Origin of the sequence: Pseudomonas sp. S3E17 (assembly GCF_024168685.1) — a bacterium.
In the GTDB taxonomy this organism is placed as follows: domain Bacteria; phylum Pseudomonadota; class Gammaproteobacteria; order Pseudomonadales; family Pseudomonadaceae; genus Aquipseudomonas; species Aquipseudomonas marginalis.
On sequence record NZ_JALJWE010000001.1, the window covers coordinates 388,795 to 414,527 of the forward strand.

At 63.0% G+C, this 25,733-nt stretch carries 20 protein-coding genes; 7 read left to right on the forward strand and 13 right to left on the reverse strand.

Translation table 11 applies throughout. The features are described from left to right. The first annotated feature begins 160 nt into the window (after positions 1 to 160). Positions 161 to 1,462, forward strand: coding sequence for an Nramp family divalent metal transporter (locus tag J3D60_RS01575; RefSeq protein WP_065925518.1), 1,302 nt, complete (start codon positions 161 to 163; stop codon positions 1,460 to 1,462). 50 nt (positions 1,463 to 1,512) lie between these two features. On the opposite strand, the gene J3D60_RS01580 is transcribed toward J3D60_RS01575, so the two are convergent. Both J3D60_RS01580 and J3D60_RS01585 read right to left on the reverse strand, forming a co-directional pair. After that, positions 1,513 to 2,556, reverse strand: a complete 1,044-nt coding sequence (locus tag J3D60_RS01580) for an LLM class flavin-dependent oxidoreductase (protein ID WP_092488280.1) — start codon at positions 2,554 to 2,556, stop codon at positions 1,513 to 1,515. A 194-nt stretch (positions 2,557 to 2,750) separates the two neighbouring features. Continuing rightward, positions 2,751 to 3,236 (reverse strand): flavin reductase family protein, encoded by a 486-nt coding sequence (locus J3D60_RS01585; protein WP_092359108.1) that lies wholly within the window; start codon positions 3,234 to 3,236, stop codon positions 2,751 to 2,753. A 322-nt stretch (positions 3,237 to 3,558) separates the two neighbouring features. Here J3D60_RS01585 and J3D60_RS01590 point away from each other — a divergent pair, with 322 nt between their 5' ends. Beyond that, positions 3,559 to 4,965 carry a cytosine permease gene (locus tag J3D60_RS01590; protein ID WP_092488279.1) on the forward strand — a complete coding sequence of 469 codons (1,407 nt, stop codon included), beginning with the start codon at positions 3,559 to 3,561 and terminating at the stop codon, positions 4,963 to 4,965. On the opposite strand, the gene J3D60_RS01595 is transcribed toward J3D60_RS01590, so the two are convergent. The 7 genes from J3D60_RS01595 to J3D60_RS01625 all read right to left on the reverse strand — a co-directional run bounded on the left by J3D60_RS01595 (position 4,953) and on the right by J3D60_RS01625 (position 12,665). Next, on the reverse strand, positions 4,953 to 5,519 hold the full coding sequence (locus J3D60_RS01595) for a sarcosine oxidase subunit gamma (protein ID WP_065939713.1): 567 nt from the start codon (positions 5,517 to 5,519) through the stop codon (positions 4,953 to 4,955). The genes J3D60_RS01590 and J3D60_RS01595 overlap by 13 nt on opposite strands. A gap of 3 nt (positions 5,520 to 5,522) precedes the next feature. After that, positions 5,523 to 8,420: a 2Fe-2S iron-sulfur cluster-binding protein gene (locus J3D60_RS01600; protein WP_253489068.1), complete on the reverse strand. Its 2,898-nt coding sequence runs from the start codon at positions 8,418 to 8,420 to the stop codon at positions 5,523 to 5,525. After that, positions 8,417 to 8,716, reverse strand: coding sequence for a sarcosine oxidase subunit delta (locus J3D60_RS01605; protein ID WP_012723544.1), 300 nt, complete (start codon positions 8,714 to 8,716; stop codon positions 8,417 to 8,419). The genes J3D60_RS01600 and J3D60_RS01605 overlap by 4 nt, the downstream gene beginning before the upstream one ends. Before the next feature lie 13 nt (positions 8,717 to 8,729). After that, positions 8,730 to 9,971 carry an FAD-dependent oxidoreductase gene (locus J3D60_RS01610; RefSeq protein WP_065925511.1) on the reverse strand — a complete coding sequence of 414 codons (1,242 nt, stop codon included), beginning with the start codon at positions 9,969 to 9,971 and terminating at the stop codon, positions 8,730 to 8,732. After that, positions 9,953 to 10,858 (reverse strand): bifunctional methylenetetrahydrofolate dehydrogenase/methenyltetrahydrofolate cyclohydrolase FolD, encoded by a 906-nt coding sequence (gene folD, locus J3D60_RS01615; protein WP_253489071.1) that lies wholly within the window; start codon positions 10,856 to 10,858, stop codon positions 9,953 to 9,955. The genes J3D60_RS01610 and folD (J3D60_RS01615) overlap by 19 nt, the downstream gene beginning before the upstream one ends. Further along, the gene (purU, locus tag J3D60_RS01620) at positions 10,855 to 11,721 is read right to left on the reverse strand and encodes a formyltetrahydrofolate deformylase (protein WP_027603576.1); all 867 of its coding nucleotides are present in this window, start codon (positions 11,719 to 11,721) and stop codon (positions 10,855 to 10,857) included. Before purU ends, folD (J3D60_RS01615) begins: the two co-directional genes overlap by 4 nt. A 344-nt stretch (positions 11,722 to 12,065) precedes the next feature. Continuing rightward, positions 12,066 to 12,665: a helix-turn-helix domain-containing protein gene (locus J3D60_RS01625; RefSeq protein ID WP_053139883.1), complete on the reverse strand. Its 600-nt coding sequence runs from the start codon at positions 12,663 to 12,665 to the stop codon at positions 12,066 to 12,068. A gap of 282 nt (positions 12,666 to 12,947) precedes the next feature. On the opposite strand from J3D60_RS01625, the gene glnT reads away from it, so the two are divergent. The 5 genes from glnT (at position 12,948) to J3D60_RS01650 (ending at position 18,740) form a co-directional block, all read left to right on the forward strand. Then, positions 12,948 to 14,282 (forward strand): type III glutamate--ammonia ligase, encoded by a 1,335-nt coding sequence (glnT, locus tag J3D60_RS01630; protein ID WP_141606076.1) that lies wholly within the window; start codon positions 12,948 to 12,950, stop codon positions 14,280 to 14,282. 22 nt (positions 14,283 to 14,304) lie between these two features. Beyond that, positions 14,305 to 15,210, forward strand: coding sequence for a glutamine amidotransferase family protein (locus J3D60_RS01635; RefSeq protein ID WP_253489087.1), 906 nt, complete (start codon positions 14,305 to 14,307; stop codon positions 15,208 to 15,210). A gap of 11 nt (positions 15,211 to 15,221) precedes the next feature. Next, positions 15,222 to 15,896 carry a protein glxC gene (locus J3D60_RS01640; protein WP_027603580.1) on the forward strand — a complete coding sequence of 225 codons (675 nt, stop codon included), beginning with the start codon at positions 15,222 to 15,224 and terminating at the stop codon, positions 15,894 to 15,896. A gap of 14 nt (positions 15,897 to 15,910) precedes the next feature. Continuing rightward, a complete protein-coding gene (locus J3D60_RS01645) occupies positions 15,911 to 17,233 on the forward strand; it encodes an FMN-binding glutamate synthase family protein (protein ID WP_027603581.1) in 1,323 nt (440 codons plus the stop codon). Between the two features lie 181 nt (positions 17,234 to 17,414). Further along, positions 17,415 to 18,740 (forward strand): ammonium transporter, encoded by a 1,326-nt coding sequence (locus J3D60_RS01650; protein WP_253489089.1) that lies wholly within the window; start codon positions 17,415 to 17,417, stop codon positions 18,738 to 18,740. 537 nt (positions 18,741 to 19,277) lie between these two features. Here J3D60_RS01650 and folD (J3D60_RS01655) read toward each other — a convergent pair. From folD (J3D60_RS01655) to J3D60_RS01670, 4 genes are all read right to left on the reverse strand, one after another. After that, positions 19,278 to 20,213, reverse strand: coding sequence for a bifunctional methylenetetrahydrofolate dehydrogenase/methenyltetrahydrofolate cyclohydrolase FolD (gene folD / locus J3D60_RS01655; RefSeq protein WP_253489092.1), 936 nt, complete (start codon positions 20,211 to 20,213; stop codon positions 19,278 to 19,280). Positions 20,214 to 20,286: 73 nt separating this feature from the next. Continuing rightward, entirely contained in the window at positions 20,287 to 21,966 is a 1,680-nt protein-coding gene (locus J3D60_RS01660; protein WP_065939721.1) for an APC family permease, read from the reverse strand. Between the two features lie 74 nt (positions 21,967 to 22,040). Continuing rightward, positions 22,041 to 24,362, reverse strand: a complete 2,322-nt coding sequence (locus J3D60_RS01665) for a DUF1989 domain-containing protein (protein WP_253489096.1) — start codon at positions 24,360 to 24,362, stop codon at positions 22,041 to 22,043. A 2-nt stretch (positions 24,363 to 24,364) separates the two neighbouring features. Continuing rightward, complete coding sequence (locus J3D60_RS01670; RefSeq protein ID WP_253489099.1) at positions 24,365 to 25,732, reverse strand: NAD(P)-binding domain-containing protein; 1,368 nt, start codon at positions 25,730 to 25,732, stop codon at positions 24,365 to 24,367. Between the last annotated feature and the right edge of the window lies 1 nt (position 25,733).

The following is a 25,733-nucleotide window of genomic DNA, read 5'->3' on the forward strand; positions in this document are numbered from 1 at the left end:
AGCGATCCAATCCTCTTTCTGTCCGGTCAATCAGCACTCAAGGGGGCGCCCGCCAGGAAACATTTATTAATACATACCCACCCTGATTGGTTATACGACGTCATATCAATTGTGTTCGACTATCCCCGCTCTCACAAAAAAAACAACGGAGACTTCCCCTATGACCGATTTCCCTTCAATAGAAGGCAAGTCTGCCGCACCCGTAAGCGGCCATGTTGTACGACTACTCAAGTTATTAGGCCCAGGCGTGATCGCCGTTCTGTCTTGGCTGGGGGCAGGCGATTTGATTACTTCCTCCGTTGCCGGCGCCAATTACGGCTACGCCATGATGTGGGTGCTGGCAGTTTCTCTGCTGCTCAGGTACCTGATCGTCAACATCATTGCGCGCTTTCAGCTGTGCAATAACCAAGGCATGACGATCCTTCAGGGTTATGCCCAGTTGAACCCGTTCTTCGCCTGGTTCCTGCTGGTGTATGCGCTGCTGATGGGGCATTTGATGAATGCCTATATGATTAAGGGTGCGGGTGAAGCTTTGGCCATGCTGTTCAAGACCGACTACGCGCTGCTGTGTTCGGTGGCGGTGGTGCTGGCGGTGTGGCTGCTGGTGGGGCGCAATATCTATTCGATGATCGAAGGCGTGATGAAAGGCCTGCTGGCAATCATGACCCTGGCGTTCATTGCCTTGGCGGTGATGTCCGGGCCGGATATGGCAGGCATTGTCAAAGGGACTATCGGTTTCAGCATTCCGCCGGATGAGGGCGTACACGGGGCGTTGCTGGTGGCGGTCTCGGTGATCGGCGCGGTGGCGGGCTCGATTGCCAACTTCGTGCACCCTTATGTCATGCGCCAGAAAGGCTGGGTCGGCCCACAGCACAAGCGCATCCAGCGTAACGACCTGCTATTCGCCGTGTTCGTCGGCATTGTGATCAATCTGGCGATCTGGATTGTGGGCGCCGAGATCCTGCGGCCCAACGGTATTGAAGTGAAGACCTTGGGCGACCTGGGCAAGGCGCTCGAAATCTTCTTTGGGCCGATCGGCTGGTACATTTTCTTTATCGGTGTATTCGCTACGCTGTTTGCCAGCATCTCCGGCAAAACCACGGCCTTTCCGATGCTGATCACCGATGCCTTCCAGCACGTACGGCCTGGACGCCGGGAGCGTTACGGCAAAGAGTTCCACCATGACCCGATGCACAAGTGGTTCATGTTGTTCATCCTGGTGACTCCGCTGATGTGGTCGCTGCCGGGCATGCCGGACTTTGTCACGCTGACCATCGGCGTCAGCGCGTTGAACATCATTGGCTTGCCGGTAATTTCCCTCGGCTTGCTGATTATGTCCAACCAGAAGTCGCTGCTGAGCAAGGAATACCGCAATAACCTGTTCGAAAATATCGCGCTGCTTTTCGCCACGGGGCTGGCGCTGTGGGTCGCGTTCCAATTGGGTGTCGAACTGTTCAGTTGATGACCGGGCGGGCAGGCGTCGCACTTGTTTGGTGCGACGCCTGCAAGCAATCAACGAAACGCCGGCACCACCTGCTCGATAAACAGCGCCAACGACTTCTTCTTCTCGGCATGGGGCAGGCTGTTGTCGCACCAGAAGCTGAACTCATCCACCCCCAGTTCCTGGTAGTAGCGGATGCGCGGGATGATTTCTTCGGCGGTGCCGATCATCGCGGTCTTGTGCAGGCTGTCCAGTTCGAACTCCGGGCGGGCGGCGAATTTTTCTTCCGGGCTCGGTGCCAGGAAGCCATTCACCGGCACCTCTTTATTACCGAACCAGGCATCGAAGGTGCGATAGAACTTCGAGATCGCCTTGGCCCCGACTTTCCAGCCGTCCGGATCATCGGCGGCATGCACATGGGTGTGGCGCAGCACCATCAGTTGCGGGCGTGGTACGCCGGGGTTGTTGTCGAGGGCGGCCTGGAATTTGTTTTTCAGGTCGAGGACTTCCTCGTCGCCCTTCATCAGCGGCGTGACCATCACGTTGCAGCCGTTGGCCACCGCAAAGTTGTGCGAGTCCGGGTCGCGGGCGGCAATCCACATCGGCGGATTAGGCTGCTGGATCGGCTTGGGCACGCTGGTGGAGGTGGGGAATTTCCAGATGTCGCCGTCGTGGGCGTAGTCGCCTTTCCACAACGCACGCACCACCGGCACCATCTCGCGCAGCGCCTGGCCGCCGCTGGAAGCGGGCATGCCGCCGGCCATGCGGTCGAACTCCACCTGGTAAGCGCCACGGGCCAGGCCGACTTCCATGCGCCCGTTGCTGATCACGTCGAGCAAGGCGCATTCGCCCGCCACCCGCAACGGGTGCCAGAACGGCGCGATGATGGTGCCGGCGCCCAGGCGAATGGTGGTGGTCTTGGCCGCGAGGTAAGCCAGCAGCGGCATCGGGCTTGGCGAGATGGTGTATTCCATGGCGTGGTGTTCGCCAATCCATACGGTGCTGAAACCGCCAGCCTCGGCCATCAGGGTCAGTTCAGTCAGGTCTTCGAACAACTGACGGTGGCTGACACTTTCGTCCCAACGTTCCATGTGTACGAACAGGGAAAACTTCATGACGCTTACCTCGGATCTATTGTGATCGGCCTGTCGACTGCGGGCCCTTAAGTGCTCTCGCCAATGTGAAGCCTGCCAGTGATGACGGCTGTTCGGCGGATTGATTGTTGGTATACCATAATACTGAATGTCCGCAAAATTTTTCTCTCAACCGGTTACCGGGCTGACACCCGCAATCAAACTGTGGGAGGGGCTCAGGCCGGCAGCGGCAGGGCGCCCATCTTGCCGTGGCAATACACCAGTGGCCCGGCGTTCTGCCGGGGCACGATCAGGTTCTTCACTGCGCCGACCATGATCGCGTGATCGCCGCCTTCGTATTCGCGCCACAACTCGCACTCGATCACCGCCGTGGCATTCGCCAGGATCGGGTTGCCCAACTCACTGAGGGTCCATTCAATGCCCTGGGCCTTGTCCTTGCCCTTGCGCGCAAAGGCATAGGCTTCTGTTTGCTGCCCACCGGAAAGCACATGAATGGCAAAGCGTTTGTTCTTGATCAACACCGGGTACGAGTCGGAGCTGTAGTTGGGGCAGAACAGCACCAGCGCCGGGTCCATGGACAACGAGCTGAAGGCACTGGCGGTCAACCCGACGATTTGCCCGTCGTCATCGAGCGTGGTGATCACGGTGACCCCGGACGGAAACGAACCCATCACTTGTTTGTAGATAGCGGCATCGATCATGGGGCGGTCCTCTGCGGGTAAAGCGGTTTTTATGGGTTTGTAGGTCTGATGGTATACCGTAATACAATCGATGCAACCGCTTTTTCAGTCGCCCGATGAACGTCAAGGCTGGGTCTTACAGCCAATAAATACGGGCACCATGGCAGGAAACAACAGATTGCGCTGTGGCACACTTGCGGATCAGATGGGCGCTGAAACTAAGGATCAGTCTTGTGAAAATGTTGGAATACCATAATATGGTGTTCATCTGAGGGGCGGCCAGAGAGCTCCCCCGGTTTGGCGTCAAACAACTATAAGATCAGACAAACGCGAGTTCATTTCCATGCCCCAGATGTCCCGGCAAGACCCCCTGATCGAGCATCACACGGTCGATTACGTCCCCCTCGCAGAGCGCCATGGAAAGGCCCGCGACCTGTTCACCTTATGGTTCAGCACCAACATCGCACCGCTGCCGATCGTCACCGGTGCCATGGTGGCCCAGGTGTTCCATCTCAATCTGGCGTGGGGGCTGCTGGCGATTGCCCTCGGGCATCTGCTCGGTGGCATCGTGATTGCCCTCGCTTCGGCCCAGGGCCCGCGCATGGGCATACCGCAGATGGTGCAGAGTCGTGGCCAGTTCGGCCGTTACGGCGCGTTGCTGATCGTGTTCTTCGCCGCACTGATCTACATCGGCTTTTTCATCTCCAATATCGTCCTGGCCGGCAAGTCCATCGTTGGCATTGTGCCGTCGGTGCCGGTGCCGGCGAGCATCCTGATCGGCGCCCTCAGCGCCACCGCCATCGGCGTGATCGGCTACCGCTTTATCCATAGCCTCAACCGCATCGGCACCTGGGTGATGGGCAGCGCGTTGCTGGCCGGTTTTATCTACATCTTCGCCCATGACCTGCCGGCAGATTTCCTGACCCGTGGCGGCTTCAACGCCGCTGGCTGGTTGGCCACCGTGTCGCTGGGGGTGATCTGGCAGATCAGTTTTTCGCCCTACACCAGCGACTACTCGCGCTACCTGCCGGCGGATATCGGCATCACCCGGCCGTTCATTGCGACCTACCTGGGCGCCACCCTCGGCACCATCCTGTCCTTCGCCTTTGGCCTGGTAGCCGCACTGGCCACGCCCGAAGGCACCGAGGCCATGGTCGCGGTCAAGCAAGCCACCGGCTGGCTGGGGCCGATCCTGATGGTGCTGTTCCTGCTCAATATCATCAGCCACAACGCCTTGAATCTGTACGGCGCGGTGCTGTCGATCATCACCTCGGTGCAGACCTTCGCCAGCCACTGGACCCCGAGCATCAAGGTGCGCGTGCTGCTGTCGGGCGTGGTCCTGGCCGGTTGCTGCGTGGTGGCGTTGGGCGCCTCGGCGGACTTCATCTCGCAATTTATCGGCCTGATCCTCGCGCTGTTGCTGGTGCTGGTGCCGTGGGCGTCGATCAACCTGATCGACTTCTACATCATCAAGCGCGGGGTCTATGACATTGCCTCGATCTTCCGGGCGGATGGCGGGGTGTATGGGCGTTTCAACCTGCATGCGATCGTGGCGTACTTCATCGGCATCATCGTGCAACTGCCGTTTGCCAATACGTCGCTGTATGTGGGGCCGTGGGCCAACCTGGTGGAAGGCGCGGACCTGTCGTGGCTGGTGGGACTGGTGGTGACGTGCCCGTTGTATTACTGCCTGGCGACACGTCAACACACCCGGAAGATCAGGGCGGCGCGGTTGGGCTACACCGACTGAGCCACTCCGCCGAACTCCTCCAACGCATCCCGCAACGCGCCTTCGAAGTATTCCTTCGAGGCGCGATCCCAGAGGATATGAAACGCCGGCAGCTCCACACTCCCTGTGTGGATGACAATCGCATTGACCCGCGCCACCGACGTCTGCGCCACCATCCCGGGCTTGAACGCCGGGTCGCTCAAGTCAACCCCGCACAGCTTGGCCATCACCTGCGCAATCACGCCCCCGCTGAGTCGCACACAGGCATGGCTGTCCTGGCGCGGCAGCAGGTAATTGGCGCGGTGGTCCAGTTCCCAACGCGCTTCTTCATCGGCAATGCGCTGCCCCTGATCCTGCGGGCTGCCCAGCACCAGGTATTCGTTCTGCGACAGGCGCGCCACCCAACTGCCGTCCGCTTGCGCGCTGGCTTGGTTGGGCGCGCCCGGCAATGTGAAGCCGCGCGCCGTGAGGTACTCGGCGCTTTGTGCGCCGCGAAAGCCGACCCGGGGCAGGTCGGTCTGGTCCTGCAGCTGGCAGGGCGGCGTAAACAATTCGTGGGCTTTCAGACTGGTCATGGCTTAACCCTCCTGGCGTTGGTGGGTGGGGTCGAAGAACGGCAGTTGCACCACCTCGGCCTGGACGACGATGCCGCCCTCGACGCGAATCGGAATGCGCTGCCCCGGTGTGCTCTGGTCGATCCCGGCGTAGGCCAGGCCGATGATGCGGCCCAGGCTGGTGGAGTATTCGCAGGAGGTGACGTTGCCGCTGATGTCCGCGCCGTTGAGCACCAGGTGGCCTTCCAGCGGTTGCACGCTGCCCTTGGGCAGGGTGAAGCCCACCAGTTTGCGTTTCAGCGGCTGGGCTTCGAGGATGTCCACCGAGCGGCGACCGACGAAGAACGGCTTGTTGCGGCTGACCGCCCAGCCCATGTCGATTTCTGCCGGGTGAGTCATGCCGTCGGTGTCCTGGCTGATGATCACGTGGCCTTTTTCCAGGCGCAGCAGGCGTTGGGTTTCGACGCCGAAGGGGCGAATGTCAAAGGCCTTGCCGGCCGTCATCAACGCGTCCCACAACGCCAGTCCGTGGCGTGCCGGTACGTGGATTTCATAGCCCAGTTCGCCGACGAACCCGACCCGCAGCAAGCGCGCCTTGATCCCGGCCACCGTGCCCTGGCGCACGCCCAGGTAGGGGAAGCCTTCGGCACTGAGGTCGAGGTCGTTGCACACCTGCTCCAGCACCTTGCGCGAATCCGGCCCGGCCACGTTCACCGCACAGATCGCTGCCGTGACGTTGGTCACGTCCACGTCCAGGCGCCACTGTGCGTTCCACTTGAGCATCTGCTGGTAGATGCGGTCGACGCCGCTGGTGGTGGCGGTGACGTAGAAATGCTTGTCGGCCAGCCGCGCGCACACGCCGTCGTCGATCACCACGCCGTGTTCGTTGGTCATCAGCGCATAACGCGAACGGCCCACCGGCTGCTTGAGGAACGCGAAGGTGTACATACGGTTGAGCAATTCGGCGGCGTCCGGGCCGCGCACGTCCAGGCCACCGAGTGTGGACACATCGATCAGCCCGACCTTGTTGCGCACGTGCAGCGCTTCGGCCTGCATGCACGCTTCGCGGTCCTGGGGCTTGCCGTAATAGGCCGGGCGCTGCCAGATACCGGCGGGCATCATCTTCGCCCCGGCTTGCACATGGCGCGCGTGCATCGGCGTTTGGCGGTAGGGGTCGAAGGCCCGTCCGGCGACATGCGCAAGTTTCTCCGCCACGAACGGCGGCCGTGCGGTGGTGACCCCGGTTCCGCTGATCGTGCGCTGGGTCGCCCAGGCCACCAGCCGTGCGGTCGGCAGCGCCGAGTGGCGTCCCTGGGACGGGCCCATGCCGACCGTGGAGTAACGCTTGACCAACTGCACATCGCGGTAGCCGATGCGGGTGGCGTTGACGATGTCTGCCACTTGCAGGTCTTCGTCGAAGTCGATGAAGTCCTTGCCCTTGGGGTGCGGGAAGATCGGCCAGTGGAAGTTGACCTGGGCTTCGCTGCGCAGCGCTGCAGGCGGGCTCGGGCTGTTCAAACCGAGGGCGCGCAGGCTGTTGGCGGCGGCGTTGGTCCCATCCGCCAGCACATTGTCCAGTTGATGCCGACCGTGTACGGAACCGGCCACGCCCAGGTTGCGCGGCAGGCCACTGAGGCTGAACTCCGCCCGCGAGTCGTCATAGGCCAGCTTGCCACCGGCCTGGCATAGCAATTGATAGACCGGCATATAGCCGGCCGACATGCACAGCAGGTCGCAGTCGATCACCTGCCCGCTGGCGCTGACCTGGCCCTGGCCGGTGATCTGGCGCACGTCGACGCCCTTCACATGGCGCAGGCCTTTTTCATGCAGGGCCTCGAATACAGTGCTGTTGCTCAGGCACGGGATCTTGCGCTGGGCCAGCGCGCCCGGCAGGGCTTTGTCCGCCGGGGCATTACGCAGGTCGATCACGGCGGCCACGTCCACGCCCTGGTCATGCAGGTCGAGGGCGGCGAGGTAGCCGTCATCGTTGCCGGTGAGCACCACCGCGCGCTTGCCGGGCTTGACCGCATACAGCTTCATCAGGCGTTGCGCCGCGCTGGTGAGCATCACCCCCGGCAGGTCATTGTTACGGAAGACCACCGGTTGGTCGAACGAACCGCTGCACACCAGGCACTGCTGCGCGCGCACTTTGTACAGGCGCTTGCCCTGGATCACCGGCAGGTAGTTGTCGGTGAACCAGGCATTGCAGGTGGCGTCGGTGAGTACCTGGATATTCGCGTGTTGCTGCACCGCGCCCAGCAACTCGCGGCGCAAGGTGTCGGCACGGGTGCCGGCAATATCGAAGCGCGCGTAGGTCAGCGACCCGCCGAGGATCGGTTGCTGCTCGATCAGCAGCACCTTGGCGCCGGCATTCGCGGCGGTCAGCGCGGCCTGCAAGCCAGCGGGGCCGGCGCCGATCACCGCGAGGTCGGTAAACAGGTAGGCCTTGTCGTAGTACTCGGGTTGGAACGTCAGGTCGAGCACGCCCAGGCCGGCCTTTTTGCGGATGATCGGTTCCCAGACTTTCCACATGCCCTTGGGCTTGTAGAACGAACGGTAGTAGAAACCTACCGGCATGAACCTGGAGAACTTGCCCAGGTAGGCGTCCTTGTCGTTGTCCAGCGAGCCGTTGACGTTCTGCGCCGTCACCGCCAGGCCGGCGGACAGCGCGTGGGCATCGGCCAATACGTTGGGTTCGCGGGGCAGTTGCACCAGGCTGTTGGCGTCATGGCCGGCCATGGTCAGCGGGCCGCGTGGGCGGTGGTACTTGAACGAACGCGACATCAGGAAGCGCCCGTTGGCGAGCAGCGCGCTGGCGATGCTGTCGCCCTGCAAACCTTGGTAGGGCAGGCCGTCGAAACTGAAATCGAGTGGCTGGTCACGCTGGATCAGCAAACCCATGGGGGCGGGGAGGCGGTTCATCCGGCGATCTCCTTGGCGGTGGTGAAGTCGACGCGGGTGGTGAACACTTCGCGCGGATCGAAGGTGCGCACGATCTCGTCGGTGACCGTGTGGCGCTCGGCGAGGAACCAGTAACTGGACGGCGTGTGCATCCACCATTCGCGCACCACACCGGCGAGGTTATCGGTGTTGAACACGTAGTCGGCCCATTCGGCATCGCTGCAGGTCAGCGGATCGGGCATCGGTTTGAATTCACCGCCGTAGGTGAACTCGCTGATATTGCGCGGCCCGTTGAGCGGGCAAATCATGATTTTCATCGTCTGCTCTCCGTCAGTGGCTGGCCGCTGTGGCGCCCATTTCGTTGACTTGCTGGAAGGTCGAAAAGCGCTCGAGGCCGAAGGGCTTGATCAAGTCCGGCACCTTGCCGCCGCTGGCGACCAGCTCGGCCATGGTCTTGCCGCAGATCGGCGTGGCCTTGAAGCCCCAGGTGCCCCAGCCGGCGTCGAGGTAATAATTCTTCAGCGGCGACAGGCCCATGATCGGGCTGTAGTCGGGAGTCATGTCGGTGATCCCGGCCCACTGGCGCATCAACTTGGCGTTGGCCAGGAACGGAAACATCTCGATGGCATGGGCCAACAGGCTTTCCTTGAGGTCCAGAGTCGAGCGCGTGTTGAACAGCGGGTACGGGTCGGAACCGCCACCGAACACCACTTCGCCACGGCTGGTTTGCTGCACGTAGCAGTGCAGGGCCGAGGAACTCACCAACGGGTCGAGGAACGGCTTGAACGGCTGGGTGACCATGGCCTGCAACGGGAAGGTCTGGATCGGCGAACGGATACCGGCCTTGGCCATCAGCAGCGAGCTGTGCCCGGCAATCGCCTGCACCGCGCAGCCGCATCGGATGGTGCCGCGATTGGTTTTCACCGCGGTGATGGCGCCGTTCTCGATCACCAGGTCCTGCACTTCAGTGAGCTGATGGATTTCCACGCCGCGCTTGGCCGCCTGCTTGGCGTAGCCCCAGGCCACGGCATCGTGACGCGCGGTGGCGCCGTCGATATGCCAGAGCCCGGCGATTACCGGCAAGTGGCCGGGGTCGAGGTTGAGGCTGGGCACCAGCTCGCGGATCTGCTGGCGGTCGATCATCTCGGTACGCCCGCCGAAGTGCTTGTTGACCTCGGCGCGCTGGCGGAACGAACGCACGGTGGCGTCGGTATGGGCCAGGGTCAGTTGGCCGCGCTCGGAGTACATGATGTTGAAATCGAATTCGTTGGACAGCGACTGGAACATCTTCACCGACTCGGCGTAGAAACGAACGCCTTCGCTGGTGAGGTAGTTGGAGCGGATCACCGCCGTATTGCGCGCGGTATTGCCGCCGCCCAGGTAGGCCTTTTCCAGCACCGCGATATTGGTGATGCCGTGGTACTTGGCCAGGTAGTAGGCCGTCGCCAGGCCATGGCCACCGGCGCCGATGATCACCACGTCGTAACTCGACTTGAGTTCCTTGGGCGGTGGCAGGTCCACCTCCACCGGGTACTCCGAACTCAGCCCGTATTTCAATAGATTGAATGGCATACGGCCTCCGATTGGCTGCGTAGGGCGTGGTGTTGCGCCAGGGCGGCGGCCACGGTGTTTTTCATCAGGAAGGCAATGGTCATCGGCCCGACACCGCCGGGCACCGGGGTGATGGCGGCGACATGGGGCAGGGCGCTGTCGAAGTCGACATCACCCACCAGGCGGCTGCGGCCGTCGTCGTCGATGCGGTTGATGCCGACATCGATCACCACCGCGCCGGGCTTCAACCAGCTCGCGTCAATCAAGCGGGCGCGGCCCACGGCGGCGATCACGATATCGGCCTGGCGACACAGGGCCTGGGCGTCGTGGCTGCGTGAATGCAGCACGGTCACCGTGCAATCCGCCTTGAGCAGCAGCGCTGCCATGGGCTTGCCGACGATGTTCGAACGGCCGATCACCACCGCGTGTTTGCCACGCAGGTCGCCGCAGGTTTGCTCCAACAGATACAGGCAACCGCTCGGGGTGCACGGCGTGAGCACTGCGCGGCCCTGGCTGAGGCCGCCGACGTTCTGGCTGTGAAACCCGTCGACGTCCTTCTCCGGCGCGATGGCCTCCAGGGCGCGCAGTTCGTCCATCTGCGCCGGCAACGGCAATTGCAGGAGGATGCCGTGGATCGCCGGGTCGGCATTCAATTGGCCGATCAGGATCAACAAGTGTTCGGTGCTGGTATCGCTGGGCAGGCGATGCTCCACGGAGCGGATGCCCACCTCTTCGGCGCGCAGGATCTTGTTGCGCACATAGACCTGGCTGGCCGGGTCGCTGCCCACCAGGATCACCGCCAGCGCCGGTTGAATAGCCTGCCCATGCAGCCGCGCCACGTCCTCGCGCACTTGCAGCAGCACGCGCGCCGCGGCGGCTTTGCCGTCGATCAGCTTATGCGCGCTCACCGGAACACCACCGTTCTGTCCTGATTGAGGAAGACCCGGTGCTCCAGGTGGTACTTGACCGCCTTGGACAGGGCCACGGTTTCGGTGTCGCGGCCGATGGCGACCAGATCGTCGGGCTTGTACACGTGGTCGACGCGCTGCACTTCCTGCTCGATGATCGGGCCCTCATCCAGGTCGCTGGTCACATAGTGCGCGGTGGCACCGATCAACTTCACGCCGCGTTGATACGCCTGGTGATAGGGCTTGGCACCCTTGAAACCGGGCAGGAACGAATGGTGGATATTGATCGCCCGTCCCGACAGTTGCCGGCACAGGTCGTCGGAAAGGATCTGCATGTAGCGCGCCAACACCACCAGCTCGGTGCGGGTGTCGTCGACGATCTTCATCAGCTCGGCTTCCTGCGCGGCCTTGTTGTCCCTGGACACCGGCAGGTAGATAAAGCGAATGCCCTCGCGCTCGGCCATCGGCCGCAGGTCGAGGTGGTTGGAGACGATGGCGGTGATGGTCATGTCCATCTCGCCCTTGTGGTAGCGGTAGAGCAGGTCGGTGAGGCAGTGGTCGAACTTGCTCACCATCAGCATCACGCGCATCGGCTCGCGGGTGTCGTACAGCTCCCACTGCATGTCGAAGGCCTGGGCGACATCGGCGAAACCGTCTCTGATCGCTTGCAGGTCGCCTGTGTGGCCATCGTTGAAACGGAACACCGCACGCATGAAGAAGCGGCCGCTGAAGTCATCGTCGAACTGCGCCATTTCCCCGATGTAGCACGCCTTGTCCGCCAGGTAAGTGGTGACGGCAGCGACGATGCCGGACACGGCGGGGCACGTCACCTTGATGATGAAATGGTTTTTTTCGTGTTGCATGACACGTCCTCGGGATGATGGCGGCAGCTCATCGCATAGCGAAAAAATGTCTGAGGACAGCAGGCTCATTCCTTGAGCGCGTTTTCTTGTGGGGAATAAAATATTCCTGAAGTGGCTTTATAGGGGAATGGGGGCGGGGCGTCCAGGGGTTTTGGGAAAGTTTTTTAACTGAGGGGAAATTTTTAGCGGGCAGGACGGCATCGAATGCAGTCAAAAATGTGGAAGGGGGCTTGCTCCCGATAAGGGTGGGTCAATGACAAATGCATTCACTGACATTCCCTTATCGGGAGCAAGCCCCCTCCCACAGTTGAATCTCTGTGCTTCAGGTGTATCGCGAGTTCGGATTATTCCTTGTCGTTGCCGTAGTTCATGATCGACAACAACCGAATCGGCACCTGCACCAACTGCTCCGGGCCGTGGGGAATCTCGCCTTCAAACGTCAAGCTGTCCCCGGCCTCCATCCGATACAGCTGGTTGCCATGCCGGTAAATCAACTCCCCCTCCAGCAAATGCAGAAACTCCGTCCCCGGATGGGCAAAGGTCGGGAACTCCTCGCTGGCGTCATCCATGCTGACCATGTACGCCTCGAAGCTCTTCTTCGGACCGCGCGTGTGGTTGAGCAGGTGATAGGTATGCCCTTTCTCGGTCCCCCGGCGCACCACTTCCATGCCCTGGTCGGCCTTGACCAGCAAGGCGCTGCCATCCTGCTGGTCGTATTCGCTGAATAACTTCGACAGCGGCAGCCCGAGCACATCGCACAGGCGGCTCAAGGTATCGAGGCTGGTGGAGACCTGGGCGTTCTCGATCTTGCTCAACATGCCCTGGCTGATATCGGCAATCTTCGCCACGTCGGACAGCTTCAGGTCCTGGGCCTGGCGCTGGCGTTTGATCTGCAGCCCCAGGTATTGCTCGAGCTTGAGGCGCGGGGCGGTTTCGGTGGACATGATCATCGGCTCCTGCACGGTTTCCGTTCAGTAATATTATTTTCGCACTGGGAAAGTGCAAGGTCTGGCGCTTGAAGGCCACCCCGCTGTGCGTATTCCTGCGGGGAAAAGAATTTTCCCATATATACAGCACAAAAGCGCAGCTCCACCCACTTCGATGTGTCGATCGCGATTCTGGCAAGGGTATTGCATTCCTGTAGGGAAACTAACTTTCTTTTTAGGAATAAAAAGACAGCCTAGGCCCACCCACACGGTTTTGCCTTTCGCGAGGAGTGACACGCAATGTTGCCAGCAGAAACCCAGCGCATCATCGACAAGCACGGGATCAAATACGTGCTTGCGCAGTTTGTGGATATACACGGTGCGGCCAAGACCAAGTCGGTGCCCATCTGCGGGCTCAAGACCGTGGCCGAAGAGGGCGCAGGGTTTGCCGGGTTTGCCATCAGCGGCATGGGCATGGAACCCCATGGCCCGGACTTCATGGCGCGCGGCGATCTGTCGACCTTGACCCCGGTACCCTGGCAGCCGGGTTATGGGCGCGTGGTGTGCGTCGGGCATGTCGACGGCAAGCCCCATCCCTACGACAGCCGCTACGTGTTGCAGCAACAAGTGCAGCGCCTGCAGGACAAGGGCTGGACGCTGAACACTGGCCTGGAGCCCGAGTTCAACCTGATGCGCCGCGACGAGCAGGGCAAGCTGCAACTGGTGGACCCCAGCGACAACCTCGACAAGCCTTGCTACGACTACAAGGGCCTGTCGCGTTCGCGGGTGTTCCTCGAGCGCCTGACCGAAGCCTTGCAGGCGGTGGATTTCGAGGTCTATCAAATCGACCACGAGGACGCCAACGGCCAGTTCGAGATCAATTACACCTACAGCGACGCCTTGACCTCCGCCGACCGTTTCACCTTCTTCCGCATGGCCGCCGGCGAGATCGCCAATGACCTGGGCATGATCTGCTCCTTCATGCCCAAGCCCGACCCGAAACGCGCCGGCAACGGCATGCACTTTCACCTGTCGATCAGCAGCGCCGAGAACAAAAACCTGTTCCATGACGCCAGCGACCCGAGCGGCATGGGCCTGTCGAAACTCGCCTATCACTTCGCCGCCGGCTTGCTCGCCCATGGCCCGGCGCTGTGTGCGTTCGCCGCGCCCACGGTCAACTCCTACAAGCGCCTGGTGGTCGGCAACTCGTTGTCCGGCGCCACCTGGGCCCCGGCCTTTATTGCGTTTGGCGCCAACAACCGCTCGGCCATGGTGCGCGTGCCGTATGGCCGCCTGGAGTTCCGCCTGCCGGATGCCGGCTGCAACCCCTACCTGGTCAGCGCCGCGATCATCGCCGCGGGCCTGGACGGTATCGATCGCCAGCTGGAAATCGACCACGTCTGCAACGAAAACCTCTACAGCCTGAGCCTCGAGCAGATCGCCGAGCGCGGCATCAAGACCCTGCCGCAATCCCTCAAGGAGGCCTGCGACGCGCTGGAAGCCGACGCGCTGTTCGCCGAAATGCTCGGCCCGCAGATCGTGGGCGAGTTCATCAAGCTCAAGCGCATGGAGTGGGTGGAGTACAGCCGCCATGTGAGCGACTGGGAAATCCAGCGCTATACCGAATTTTTCTGACACCGTGTGACGGAGACTTGTTATGTGTGGAATCGTAGGCCTGTACCTGAAGAATCCGCAGCTGGAACCCCAGCTCGGCCAGCTGTTTGAACCCATGCTGCAAGCCATGACCGACCGTGGCCCGGACAGCGCCGGTTTCGCCATCTACGGCGATGAAGTCGCCGATGGCTGGGTCAAGCTGACCCTGCAAGCCACCACCGAAGCCTTCGATTGGAAAGGCTTGATGGGCGAGCTGGAAGGGCGCCTCGGCTGTTCCCTGGACTGGTTCCAGAACGCCAGCGCCGCCGTATTGAAGATCCACACCGACGAAGCCCCGGTGCGCCTGGCCCTGGCCGAACTGGCGCCGAGCGTGCGCATCATGAGCGCCGGGCAGAGCATCGAGATCCTCAAGGGCATGGGCCTGCCCCAGGAAATTTCCCAACGCTTCGGCCTGGCAAACATGCAGGGCAGCCACGTCATCGGCCACACGCGCATGGCCACCGAAAGCGCAGTGACCATGGAAGGCAGCCACCCGTTCTCCACCGGCGCCGACCTGTGCCTGGTGCACAACGGCTCGCTGTCCAACCACTTCCGCCTGCGCCAGGAACTCAAGCGCGAAGGCATCCACTTCGAAACCGACAACGACACCGAAGTCGCCGCCGGCTACCTGACCTGGCGCCTGCAACAGGGCGACTCGCTCAAAGAGGCGCTGGACCATGCCCTGGAAGACCTCGACGGCTTCTTCACCTTCGCCATCGGCACGCGCAACGGCTTTGCGGTGATCCGCGACCCGATTGCGTGCAAGCCGGCGATCTTGGCCGAGACCGACGACTACGTCGCCATGGCCTCCGAGTACCAGGCGCTGTCGAGCCTGCCGGGCATCGAGAACGCGCGGATCTGGGAGCCGGCACCGGCCACGTTGTACATCTGGGAACGCCCGTCAGCTTAAGGAGCGCACACATGAAAACCATCGATCTTTCCACCGCCACCGTGCGTGACCTCAACCAGGCGCTGCACGCCCAGGCCATCGACAACGAATGGCGCGTGACCCATTCCAACGGCAAGCACAACCTCGCGGTGGGGGTGAACCAGGCCGTGTCCATCGATATCGAGGGCCACGCCGGCTACTACTGCGCGGGCATGAACCAGCAGGCCTCGATCACCGTGCACGGCAATGTCGGCGTGGGCTGCGCCGAGAACATGATGTCCGGTTCGGTGCGTGTCAAAGGCAGCGCGTCCCAGGCGGCCGGGGCCACGGCCCATGGCGGTCTGCTGGTGATCGAGGGCGATGCGGGCGCGCGTTGCGGGATTTCCATGAAGGGCATCGACATCGTCGTCGGCGGCAGCATTGGCCATATGAGCTGCTTCATGGGCCAGGCCGGGCGCCTGGTGGTGTGCGGCGACGCCGGCGATGCGCTGGGGGATTCGCTCTACGAAACCCATATCTACGTGAAAGGCACGGTGGAGTCCCTGGGCTCGGACTGCGTCGAAAAAGAGATGCGCAGCGAGCACCTGCAAGAGTTGCAGGAACTGCTCGACCGCGCCGGCTTCGCCCACCAGGCGGCGGATTTCAAGCGCTACGGCTCGGCCCGTCAACTCTACAACTTCAAAGTCGATAACGCCTCCGCGTACTGATCAGGAGCTTCACCATGACTGAACAAACCCCTCCGGTCCTGCGCGAGTCGGCCACCTTCGACCGCCTGACCATCCAGGAAATCCAGCGTGCCGCCGAAACCGGCATCTACGACATTCGCGGTGGCGGCACCAAGCGCAAGCTGCCGCACTTCGATGACTTGCTGCTGCTCGGCGCCAGCGTGTCGCGCTACCCGCTCGAAGGCTATCGCGAGAAGTGCGGCACCGATGTGATCCTCGGCAACCGCTTCGCCAAGAAGCCGATCCACCTGAAGATCCCGGTGACCATCGCCGGCATGAGTTTCGGTGCGTTGTCGGCCAACGCCAAGGAAGCCCTGGGCCGCGGCGCGACCATCGCCGGCACCAGCACCACCACCGGTGACGGCGGCATGACCCCTGAAGAGCGCGGCCAGTCCCAGCACCTGGTGTATCAGTACCTGCCATCACGCTACGGCATGAACCCGGATGATTTGCGCAAGGCCGACGCCATCGAAATCGTCCTCGGCCAGGGCGCCAAGCCCGGCGGTGGCGGCATGTTGCTCGGCATGAAAGTCACCGAGCGTGTGGCCGGCATGCGCACCTTGCCCATCGGCGTGGACCAGCGCAGCGCCTGCCGCCACCCGGACTGGACCGGCCCCGACGACCTGGCGATCAAGATTGCCGAGCTGCGCGAAATCACCGATTGGGAAAAACCGATCTACGTGAAAATCGGTGCGAGCCGGCCGTATTACGACGTGAAGCTGGCGGTCAAGGCCGGTGCCGATGTGATCGTGCTCGACGGCATGCAAGGCGGGACTGCCGCGACCCAGGAAGTGTTTATCGAGCATGTGGGCATCCCGATTTTGTCGGCCATCCCGCAAGCGGTACAGGCTTTGCAAGAGATGGGCATGCACCGCAAGGTCCAGTTGATCGTGTCGGGCGGGATTCGCAACGGTGCCGATGTGGCCAAGGCCATGGCGATGGGCGCGGATGCGGTCGCCATCGGCACGGCGGCGCTGATTGCCCTGGGCGACAACCACCCACGGCTGGACGCGGAACTGAAAAAAATCGGCTCGGCCGCTGGTTTCTACGACGACTGGCAGAACGGCCGCGACCCGGCCGGCATTACCACGCAAGACCCGGAGCTGTCCAAGCGCCTCGATCCGGTGGAAGGCGGGCGGCGGTTGGCCAACTACCTGCGGGTGATGGTGCTGGAAGCGCAGACCATGGCCCGTGCGTGCGGCAAATCGCACCTGCACAACCTCGACCCCGAGGACCTGGTGGCGCTGACGGTGGAATCGGCCGCCATGGCCCGGGTGCCGCTGGCGGGGACCAGTTGGGTGCCAGGTTCCGGTTACTAGCGGGCCCCTGTAGTGAGCGGGCTTGCCCCGCGCCGGGTGGCGAAGCCACCCCAATAAAGCCGCCGCATTCATTGAGGTAGAAATGCGGCGGTTGGTTTACGGGCGGCTTCGCCACCCAGCGCGGGGCAAGCCCGCTCACTCCACCCAGGTACTTCCCATTTCTTTTGCAGGAGCTTTGAACATGGTCAATCGTCTTCTTGGCAAATCCCTCTTCGGTTTATTAGTGGCCGGTGCCTTTGCACCCTTGGCGTACGCCGCCGACGCCCCCACCTTGAACACCGGCAGCACCGCCTGGATGGTCACCGCCGCCGTGCTGGTGCTGTTCATGTGCTTGCCGGGGCTCGCGTTGTTCTACGGTGGCCTGGTCCGTGCGAAAAACATGCTTTCGCTGTTCACCCAGTGCTTCGGCATTGCCGGCCTGGTGGGCGTGCTGTGGGTGATCTACGGCTACAGCATGGTGGTCGACACCACCGGCATGGTCGAAGGGCAGGTGACCTTCAACAGTTTTGTCGGCGGCCTGAGCCGCGCCTTTCTGGCGGGCATGACCCCGGAGAGCCTGGTGGGGGATATTCCGGAAGGGGTGTTCGTGACCTTCCAGATGACCTTCGCCATCATCACCCCGGCCCTGATCGCCGGCGCCTTTGCCGAACGCATGAAGTTCTCGGCGGCGCTGCTGTTCATGGCCCTCTGGTTCACCCTGGTCTATGCCCCGGTGGCGCATATGGTCTGGGGCGGTTCGGGGGCCTTGATGCATAACTGGGGCGTGCTCGACTTTGCCGGCGGCACCGCCGTGCACATCAACGCCGGTGTGGCCGCGCTCGCTGCGTGCCTGATTCTCGGCAAGCGCAAGGGCTACCAGAACACGCCGATGCCGGCGCATAACCTCAGCCTGACCATGGCTGGCGCGGCGATGCTCTGGGTCGGCTGGTTCGGCTTCAATATCGGCTCCGGCGGCGGCCTCAGCGGCACCTCGGGCATCGTCATGCTCAACACTCAGTTGGGCGCCTGCGCCGGGATCCTGGGCTGGATGTTCACCGAGTGGTTCAAGGTCGGCAAGCCCAGTGCCCTCGGCCTGGCCAGCGGCGCGTTGGCCGGCCTGGTGGGGATTACCCCGGCGTGTGCCTACGTGGGCGTCGGCGGTGCGTTGGCCATCGGCTTGTTGTGCGGGGTGTTCTGTTACTTGAGCGTGACGGTGTTGAAGCGCCGTTTCGGCTACGACGACAGCCTCGATGTGTTCGGCCTGCACGGCATTGGCGGGATGATTGGCGCGGTGTTGACTGGCGTGTTCTGTGTACCGTCCATGGGGGGCCTGGTGGAAGGTGTGACCATGGGCGGGCAGGTGGTTGCCCAGCTCAAGGGTGTGCTGCTGACTACGGTGTACTGCTTTGTGATCAGTTGGATCATCCTCAAGGGGGTCAATGCCCTGGTCGGCTTGCGTGCCCATGAGTCGGTGGAGGAGATGGGGCTGGACCTGGCCGAGCATAATGAGCGGGCCTACAACCACTGATCATTCCGCCTGAGTAAACGCAGCTCAAAATGTGGGAGGGGCGGTGCGACGATTCGACTTGCCCCTTGGCGGCTCGGGAGCCGACGACTCTCTAACTGGTGCCACGGGACTGAAATGTGGGAGGGGGCTTGCCCCCGATGGCGGCCTGACAGCCGACCAGGATGTTGGATCAGATCGAGTACATATCCGTTGCTGCGGTAACGGCTGCTTATGGTTTCGCTCTTACAGCGACTCACTTTTGGAGGGACCCAAAAGTAAGCAAAAAGTCCTCGCCCCACCACTCGGCACCTCGCCCAGGCTCGGTGTGCCCGTAATCCGACAGTGATTCGGGGGGCCGCCGCCACGCGCCATCCATGGCGCGGGGCGGCTAAACCGGCATCCCTGCCGGTTTACCCCCCAAATCACTATCGGATTCCGGCCAGCGTGGTTAACGGGGCGCCTGAGATCAAGATCAAGATCTAAAGCAAGATCAAGAGCGGCTCGCTTCGCATCGTGGTTACCGTTGTGGATACCTATGCGCTGACAGCGGTCTGCCAGTCAGCTGGGTTGTAGCTGAGCCACGGCCACGGGGGGCAAGTCCCCTCCCGCATTTGCCTTGCTGCGTTGCAGCTGGCTCGCCACTAGGGTGTTCTTCAGCAGGTAGGCAATCGTCATCGGTCCCACACCGCCGGGCACCGGCGTGATCGCGCTGGCTACGGTGCGTGCGCTGGCGTAATCCACATCCCCCACCAACCGTGTGCCGGCCTCGGTCGTGATGCGGTTGATCCCCACATCAATGACCACTGCGCCGGGCTTGAGCCAACTGGCGTCGATCAGCTGCGGCCGGCCTACGGCGGCGACGACGATGTCGGCCAAACGGCACAGCGCCGGTGCATCGACGCTGCGCGAGTGCACCACGCTGACCGAGCAGTTGGCCTGCAGCAGCAGGGTTGCCATGGGTTTGCCGACAATGTTCGAACGACCGATCACCACCGCGTGCAAGCCGCTCAAGTCGCCGCAGGTTTCGTGCAGCAGGCGCATGCAGCCGCTGGGCGTGCAGGGCGTGAGCACCTCGATGCCTTGCACCAGGCCACCGACGTTTTCGCGGTGGAAGCCATCCACGTCCTTGATCGGGTCGATCGCGTGGATCACTGCCGCCTCGTCGATATGCGCCGGCAGCGGCAACTGCACCAGGATGCCGTTGACCGTCGCATCGGCATTCAGCTGGGCAAGCAGGTCGAGCACCTGCGTCTGGCTGGCATCCTCCGGCAGCCGGTATTCCAGGGAGCGAATCCCGACTTCCTTGGCCCGCAGCAGCTTATTGCGCACGTAGACGTGGCTGGCCGGGTCATCGCCCACCAGCAATACCGCCAGGGCCGGGTAGATTTGCTGCGAGGCAAGCAGCAGGACCTCTTCGCGAACCTCGTCGAGCACCTGGGCAGAGATGGCCTTGCCGTCGATATCGCGGGCAGGCGTGGGGAGAGAGCTGGTCAAAAGCGTCACCGTTGTCTGGGGAAATAAGGCGCTGAGGGATAAGAATCCCTCAGCCATAGGCAGGCCGGAAGGCTCAGGCTACCAGTTGATGGCAGGCATACACCACCAGCACACCGGCGACCAGCGTGGCATAGGGCAGCCAGCCGGCGCGGCGCTGGCCGTCATCGGCCTGGATATACAGGTCGGTGAGCATGGCGGCGGGGAAGCGGCCCTTGTCCTGTACATAGTGGCGGTAGCAGAACACCGGCAGGATCAGCAGCGCCAACAGCAGGCCGGTGACCAGCGTGCCTGCGCCCCAGATGTCCGCGCCCAGGCCCATGCAGGCCAGGTTGACGAAGCTCAGCACGGCGCCGGCTGCCAGCAGCACGGTGGGGGCTTTGTACGGACGCACCCAGTCGGGGCGGTCCAGGCGGTGGATCCAGCCGGCATTGAGGTTGAGGAAGTTGAAGATGATGTAGCTGACGTTGGACGCCGCAAGCACGAACACGTAGTCCGACATCAGCAACAGCAGCAGGTTGAACGACAGGTCGGTCCACATTGCCGCTGTCGGCGCGCCATGTTCGTTGGTGCGCCCCAGGTACTTGGGCAGCCAGCCATCCACCGAGGCCTGGTACAGGGTGCGCGACGAACCGGACATCGAGGTCATGATCGCCAGCAACGTCGCCAGCACCAGCATGATCAGCACGATATTGGCCACCACCTTGCCGCCGCCGATGCTGTCGGCCAACACCTGGCCAACGCCCATGCCGCTGTAGATCGCCGGCGAGAGCAGGCCGCTGTACACCGCGGGCGTCACGATTGCGCCACTGGCGTCGAGCACCGCCGGCGTCACCAGTTGGCCCAGCCCGAGGCTGCCTTGAAATGCCAGCGGCACCAGGGTGAACACCAGGATGCACAGCAGGCCGGCGTAGAAGATTGCCTTGAAGGTGTCGCGCTTGGGGTCCTTGAACTCACGGGTGTAGCACACCGCCGTTTCAAAGCCGTAGGTGGACCACGCCGCCATGAACAGCCCACCGGCCATCAGTGACCAGCCGGACATATCCCACGGCCCATCGATGACTTGACCGGCCGCGTCATGGGCCAGGGGGTACAGCGGCAGGAAGTTGGCCTGGGTCGCATCCCCGGTGAACAACGGCACCACGCCCACCAGCAGCAGCGGAATCAACGAGGTGACGCCGAGCACCAGGGTCAGGCGCGCCGACCGCAGGATGCCGCCGTGCTGCACGGCAAACACCGTGAGCAAAATCAACAAGCCAATGGCGAACGTCGCGTTGATGCGCAACGACAGGCCGCTCTTGACCCAGCCCAGGTCCAGCAGGGTCAGTTGCCAGGTGTTGATCAACGCATCGGCGGGAAACAGCGCCGTGAGGATATACCCCGCCGCCAGCCCCGAACCGATGGACAGCACCGGCGACCAGGCCAGCCAGTTGCACCACACCGACACCGGTGCGATCAGCTTGCTGTAGCGCACCCAGGCCACCGCGCCGTACACCGAGGCGCCGCCGGATTTGTGCGGGAACAGCCCGGCGATCTCGGCGTAGGTGAAGGCCTGGATAAACCCGAACAGGATCGACACGATCCACACGATCCATGCCGGTTTGCCCACCGTGGCGGCAATCGCACCGATGGAGAACAACACCAGCGCGGGCACACCACTGGCGACCCAGAAGGCCCCGCGCCAGTCGATCTTGCGGTGCAGGCTGCCCACCGAGCCGGCAGCCTGCGGTACAGCCTCGAACGTCGTCGCTTCCATCTTCGTATTCCCATGTCTGAATAGCGGTTAGGTTGGGGCAGTCAAAATGGGGTGGCACACACGTTTCGGGACGATCAGCTGCGCACCCGGCTTTTGTCCGGGTCGTAGAAAATCGCTGCGCTGACCGTGGCGCTGATGCGCTTCTGCAGGCCATCGACTTTGCCAATCTCAAGTTCAGTGCCGGGCTCGGCGCAGCTCACGTCGACCCGGCACAGTGCGATATTGCTGGCCAGCAGCGGTGACCGGCAGGCACTGGTGATCACCCCGACCTGGGCCCGGCCCTGGTACACCGGGTCGCCATGGTGGGCGGTCTCGTTGCCGCTCAGGTGCAGGCCAACGAGCTTGTGGCTGGGATGGGCACTGCGCCGCAGCAGGGCGTCACGCCCGATAAAGTCGTCGGTCTTGCTCTTGAGCGGCACGCTGAAACCGATACCGGCCTCGAACGGATCGGTCTGGTCGCTGAACTCGTACCCGGCGAAAATCAGCCCGGCTTCGATGCGCAGCAGGTCCAGGGCTTCCAGGCCCAGGGGCACCAGGCCCAAGGGTTGGCCGAGTTGCCAGATGCGGTCCCAGACCCGTTCGGCGTCTTCGGGCTGGCACCACACCTCAAAGCCCAGTTCGCCGGTGTAGCCGGTGCGCGAAATCATCAACGGGCAGCCGTCGAAACCGTCCAGCCGACCGACCAGGAAGCGAAACCAGCCGAGGGTTTCCACACTCGGTTGCGTGGGCGGGGTCCAGACCATCTGCTTGAGCAGCTCACGACTCAGCGGCCCCTGCACCGCCAGGTTGTGAATCTGCTCGCTGGCGGACTTGACCCACACCTTCATGCCCAGTTTCTGTGCCTGCTCGCGCAACCACACGCCGGCATAGTCTTCGCCGCAGATCCAGCGGAAGTTGTCCGGGCCCAGGCGCAGCAGGGTACCGTCGTCGAGCATGCCGCCGTGGGCGTGGCACATCGCCGAATACACCACCTGGCCCACCGCCAGGCGCCGTATGTCGCGGGTCAGGCAGTACTGCAACAGGGCTTCGGCGTCGGGGCCGATGATTTCGAATTTGCGCAGGGCAGTCAGGTCCATCACCGCCACCCGTTCGCGGCAACCGAGGTATTCCTCGGTGACGCCGTAACCGTCGTAGCGCAATGGCAGCCACCAGTTGCGGTAGTCGGTGAAGCTGCCGGTGAGGGCGCGGGTACGTGAGTGAAACGCGGACTCACGGGTGAGGATCGGGTCGGCATCCGCCGTGGTTCGAGTGCTCATGGCGATGGAAAAACGCTCCTTCTCGCTGTAGATGCGGACATGGATGTCGGTCGGGTTCCAGCCATTGGCCGGGTCAATGTCATCCGGGCACGAGGTACTGCCACACAGCAGGTCGGTCATGGCCCGCAGCAGCACGTAATCGCCGGGCCGTGACCAGGGTTCATCCAGGGTCATCTGCTGGTGCGCATCGATACCGGTGTTGAAGAAGAAATTGATCGCCGGCCAGCCGTTGCGCGCCTGCACGCCATGGGGGGCGAGGACGCGGCTGAGGTTGTCGCTGCAGTTGTCGTGCCCGAAATAACCATGGGTTTCGTAGTAGCGCGCCGCGCAGGCCAGGGCGAATGAATCGTGGCGCCCGACGGTGTCTTGCACCACCTCCAGCATCGGTTGCATATGGCGGTCGAAAAACTTCGAGAACAGCCCCGGTGCCGGGTAGGCGCTGCCGTTCAGGGTGCGCGTGACGGTCTGGTCCAGGTCCAGCTCGACGCCGCGATCCAGGGCGCGCCGGTCGAGGGCGACGAAGTCCGAACACTGGCGGCCCGCGACGTCCAGCACCTGGATGTACTGCCCTTTGGCGACGGTATAGCTGTGGGCGGTGCCCGCGCGCAGGGTGAATTCGTCGAGTACGTCGCCCAACGGCTCGGGCAGGGCCGGCAGCAGCAGCGGCGACGGATTGGCCCGCGTCACTATCAGACGCAGCTCGCTGGGCCGGTATTGCCGGTCCACGGCGGTGGCCTCGGCGGTGGCCTCGGCGGGGGCGGCGACGATCACCAGCAGCGCGTCCTCGGCGACAAACTGTCGGCTGTGGCCGGGCGGGCTGTCGGCGTCCCATAGCGAGGCCGCCAGCGGCAAGGCCTGTGCATCGATGCCGCGCCGCTGGAGCGCCTGGCCGATACGCCCAGGCACGCTGCACGCCGTCGACCCGCTCAGGCCCCAGCTCGCCAGGGCGCTGCGGCCGCCGGCGTCGAGGGCCAGCAGTGCGCAGGTTTGCCGGCCTTCGACGTCGATCACTTGCAGGCCGTCGCCGGGCTGCAAGTCGACCAGGGTCACGCCGCCGGCGGCCACACGGTAGCGTTCCAGGTTCGGCGCGCGGGCAAACAGCCCGGGTTCGCGGGGATGGGAAACACGCGGTGCATTCATCATCAGCCGACCGACTTGATGGGGGTCGCGGGCTCGCCCAAGTACGCCGCCATCGAGTCATCCAGGGCCTGCAACCACGGCGTGTGGTGCGGCGGCGACTGGGTGCCGGTCATCAGCGAGCGATAGGACTTGTCGCGATAGCCCATGATGTTTTCCGCCTTGTCGTGCTTCCAGTGCAGGAAGGTTTCGTTGACGGCGGCGATGTCGAAATTCGGGTAGTCGGTGGCGTCCACCAGTTGCTGGATATAGGCGCCCTGGTACTCGAACATCTGCTGGTTGGTTTCCAGGGCCTGCTCCCGTGCGTGCCATGCTTGGCTGTCGGCGACCATGTCGGCGTGGCCGGGCAACTTAATGCGCCCGAGGATCACGTCGCGGGCATACCAGGCCTGGGCGTCGAACATGTTGAAGGAGTACCACTGGTCCTGCATGCCGAGGTAGATCAGGCGGGGGTTGGGTTCCCAGAACACGCCCTTGTAGAGGTTCATCGGCCACAGGCGGTTGTCGGTCTTGAGGCTCAGTTCATCGGGCAGGAACGGGAAGTGGTGCTTGTAGCCGGTGCACAGGATCACCGCGTCGATGTGCTTGCTGCTGCCGTCGATAAAGTACGCGCGGTTGTTTTCCAGGCGCTGGAGCAGCGGTTTTTCTTCCCAGTTATCCGGCCAGGCATAGCCCATGGGCGCGCTGCGGTAGCAACTGGTGATGCTGCGCGCACCGTATTTGTAGCATTGCGAGCCGATGTCTTCGGCTGAATAGCTGCTGCCGACGATCAGCAGGTCCTTGTCCTTGAACTCCAGCGCCTCGCGGAAATCGTGGGCATGCAGGATGCGTCCGGCGAACTGTTCGAAGCCTTCGAAGTACGGCACCTTAGGCGTGGAGAAGTGGCCGCAGGCGTTGATCACGTAGTCGAATGTTTCGCAGGTCAAGGTGTCGCTGGTGTAGTCGTGGGCGTAGAGGGTGAAGTGCTGGCTCTGTTCGTCGAAGGTGACTTGGCGCACCACATTGTTGAAGCGGATGTAGTCGCGCACGCCGGCCTTTTCCACGCGGCCCTTGATGTAGTCCCACAGCACTTCACGCGGCGGGTAGGAACCGATGGGCCGGCCGAAATGCTCTTCGAAGGTGTAGTCGGCGAACTCCAGGCATTCCTTGGGGCCGTTGGACCACAGGTAGCGGTACATGCTGCCGTGCACCGGCTCGCCGTTCTCGTCGAGGCCGGTGCGCCAGGTGTAGTTCCACATGCCGCCCCAGTCCTGCTGTTTTTCGAAGCACACCAGCTCAGGGATGGCGGCGCCTTTGTCGCGGGCCGACTGGAACGCGCGAAGTTGCGCCAGGCCGCATGGGCCGGCACCGATGATTGCAACACGTAGGGTCATG

Excerpts from the sequence above, each read along its gene's own strand:
- J3D60_RS01640 (WP_027603580.1), top strand. The coding sequence starts at position 15,222 with ATGAAAACCATCGATCTTTCCACCGCCACCGTGCGTGACCTCAACCAG.
- J3D60_RS01625 (WP_053139883.1), bottom strand. The coding sequence starts at position 12,665 with ATGTCCACCGAAACCGCCCCGCGCCTCAAGCTCGAGCAATACCTGGGG.
- J3D60_RS01635 (WP_253489087.1), top strand. The coding sequence starts at position 14,305 with ATGTGTGGAATCGTAGGCCTGTACCTGAAGAATCCGCAGCTGGAACCC.
- J3D60_RS01610 (WP_065925511.1), bottom strand. The coding sequence starts at position 9,971 with ATGCCATTCAATCTATTGAAATACGGGCTGAGTTCGGAGTACCCGGTG.
- J3D60_RS01670 (WP_253489099.1), bottom strand. The coding sequence starts at position 25,732 with ATGACCCTACGTGTTGCAATCATCGGTGCCGGCCCATGCGGCCTGGCG.
- J3D60_RS01580 (WP_092488280.1), bottom strand. The coding sequence starts at position 2,556 with ATGAAGTTTTCCCTGTTCGTACACATGGAACGTTGGGACGAAAGTGTC.
- J3D60_RS01600 (WP_253489068.1), bottom strand. The coding sequence starts at position 8,420 with ATGAACCGCCTCCCCGCCCCCATGGGTTTGCTGATCCAGCGTGACCAG.
- J3D60_RS01650 (WP_253489089.1), top strand. The coding sequence starts at position 17,415 with ATGGTCAATCGTCTTCTTGGCAAATCCCTCTTCGGTTTATTAGTGGCC.
- J3D60_RS01605 (WP_012723544.1), bottom strand. The coding sequence starts at position 8,716 with ATGAAAATCATGATTTGCCCGCTCAACGGGCCGCGCAATATCAGCGAG.
- J3D60_RS01665 (WP_253489096.1), bottom strand. The coding sequence starts at position 24,362 with ATGAATGCACCGCGTGTTTCCCATCCCCGCGAACCCGGGCTGTTTGCC.
- J3D60_RS01575 (WP_065925518.1), top strand. The coding sequence starts at position 161 with ATGACCGATTTCCCTTCAATAGAAGGCAAGTCTGCCGCACCCGTAAGC.
- J3D60_RS01585 (WP_092359108.1), bottom strand. The coding sequence starts at position 3,236 with ATGATCGATGCCGCTATCTACAAACAAGTGATGGGTTCGTTTCCGTCC.
- J3D60_RS01660 (WP_065939721.1), bottom strand. The coding sequence starts at position 21,966 with ATGGAAGCGACGACGTTCGAGGCTGTACCGCAGGCTGCCGGCTCGGTG.
- J3D60_RS01590 (WP_092488279.1), top strand. The coding sequence starts at position 3,559 with ATGCCCCAGATGTCCCGGCAAGACCCCCTGATCGAGCATCACACGGTC.
- J3D60_RS01645 (WP_027603581.1), top strand. The coding sequence starts at position 15,911 with ATGACTGAACAAACCCCTCCGGTCCTGCGCGAGTCGGCCACCTTCGAC.
- glnT (WP_141606076.1), top strand. The coding sequence starts at position 12,948 with ATGTTGCCAGCAGAAACCCAGCGCATCATCGACAAGCACGGGATCAAA.
- purU (WP_027603576.1), bottom strand. The coding sequence starts at position 11,721 with ATGCAACACGAAAAAAACCATTTCATCATCAAGGTGACGTGCCCCGCC.
- J3D60_RS01595 (WP_065939713.1), bottom strand. The coding sequence starts at position 5,519 with ATGACCAGTCTGAAAGCCCACGAATTGTTTACGCCGCCCTGCCAGCTG.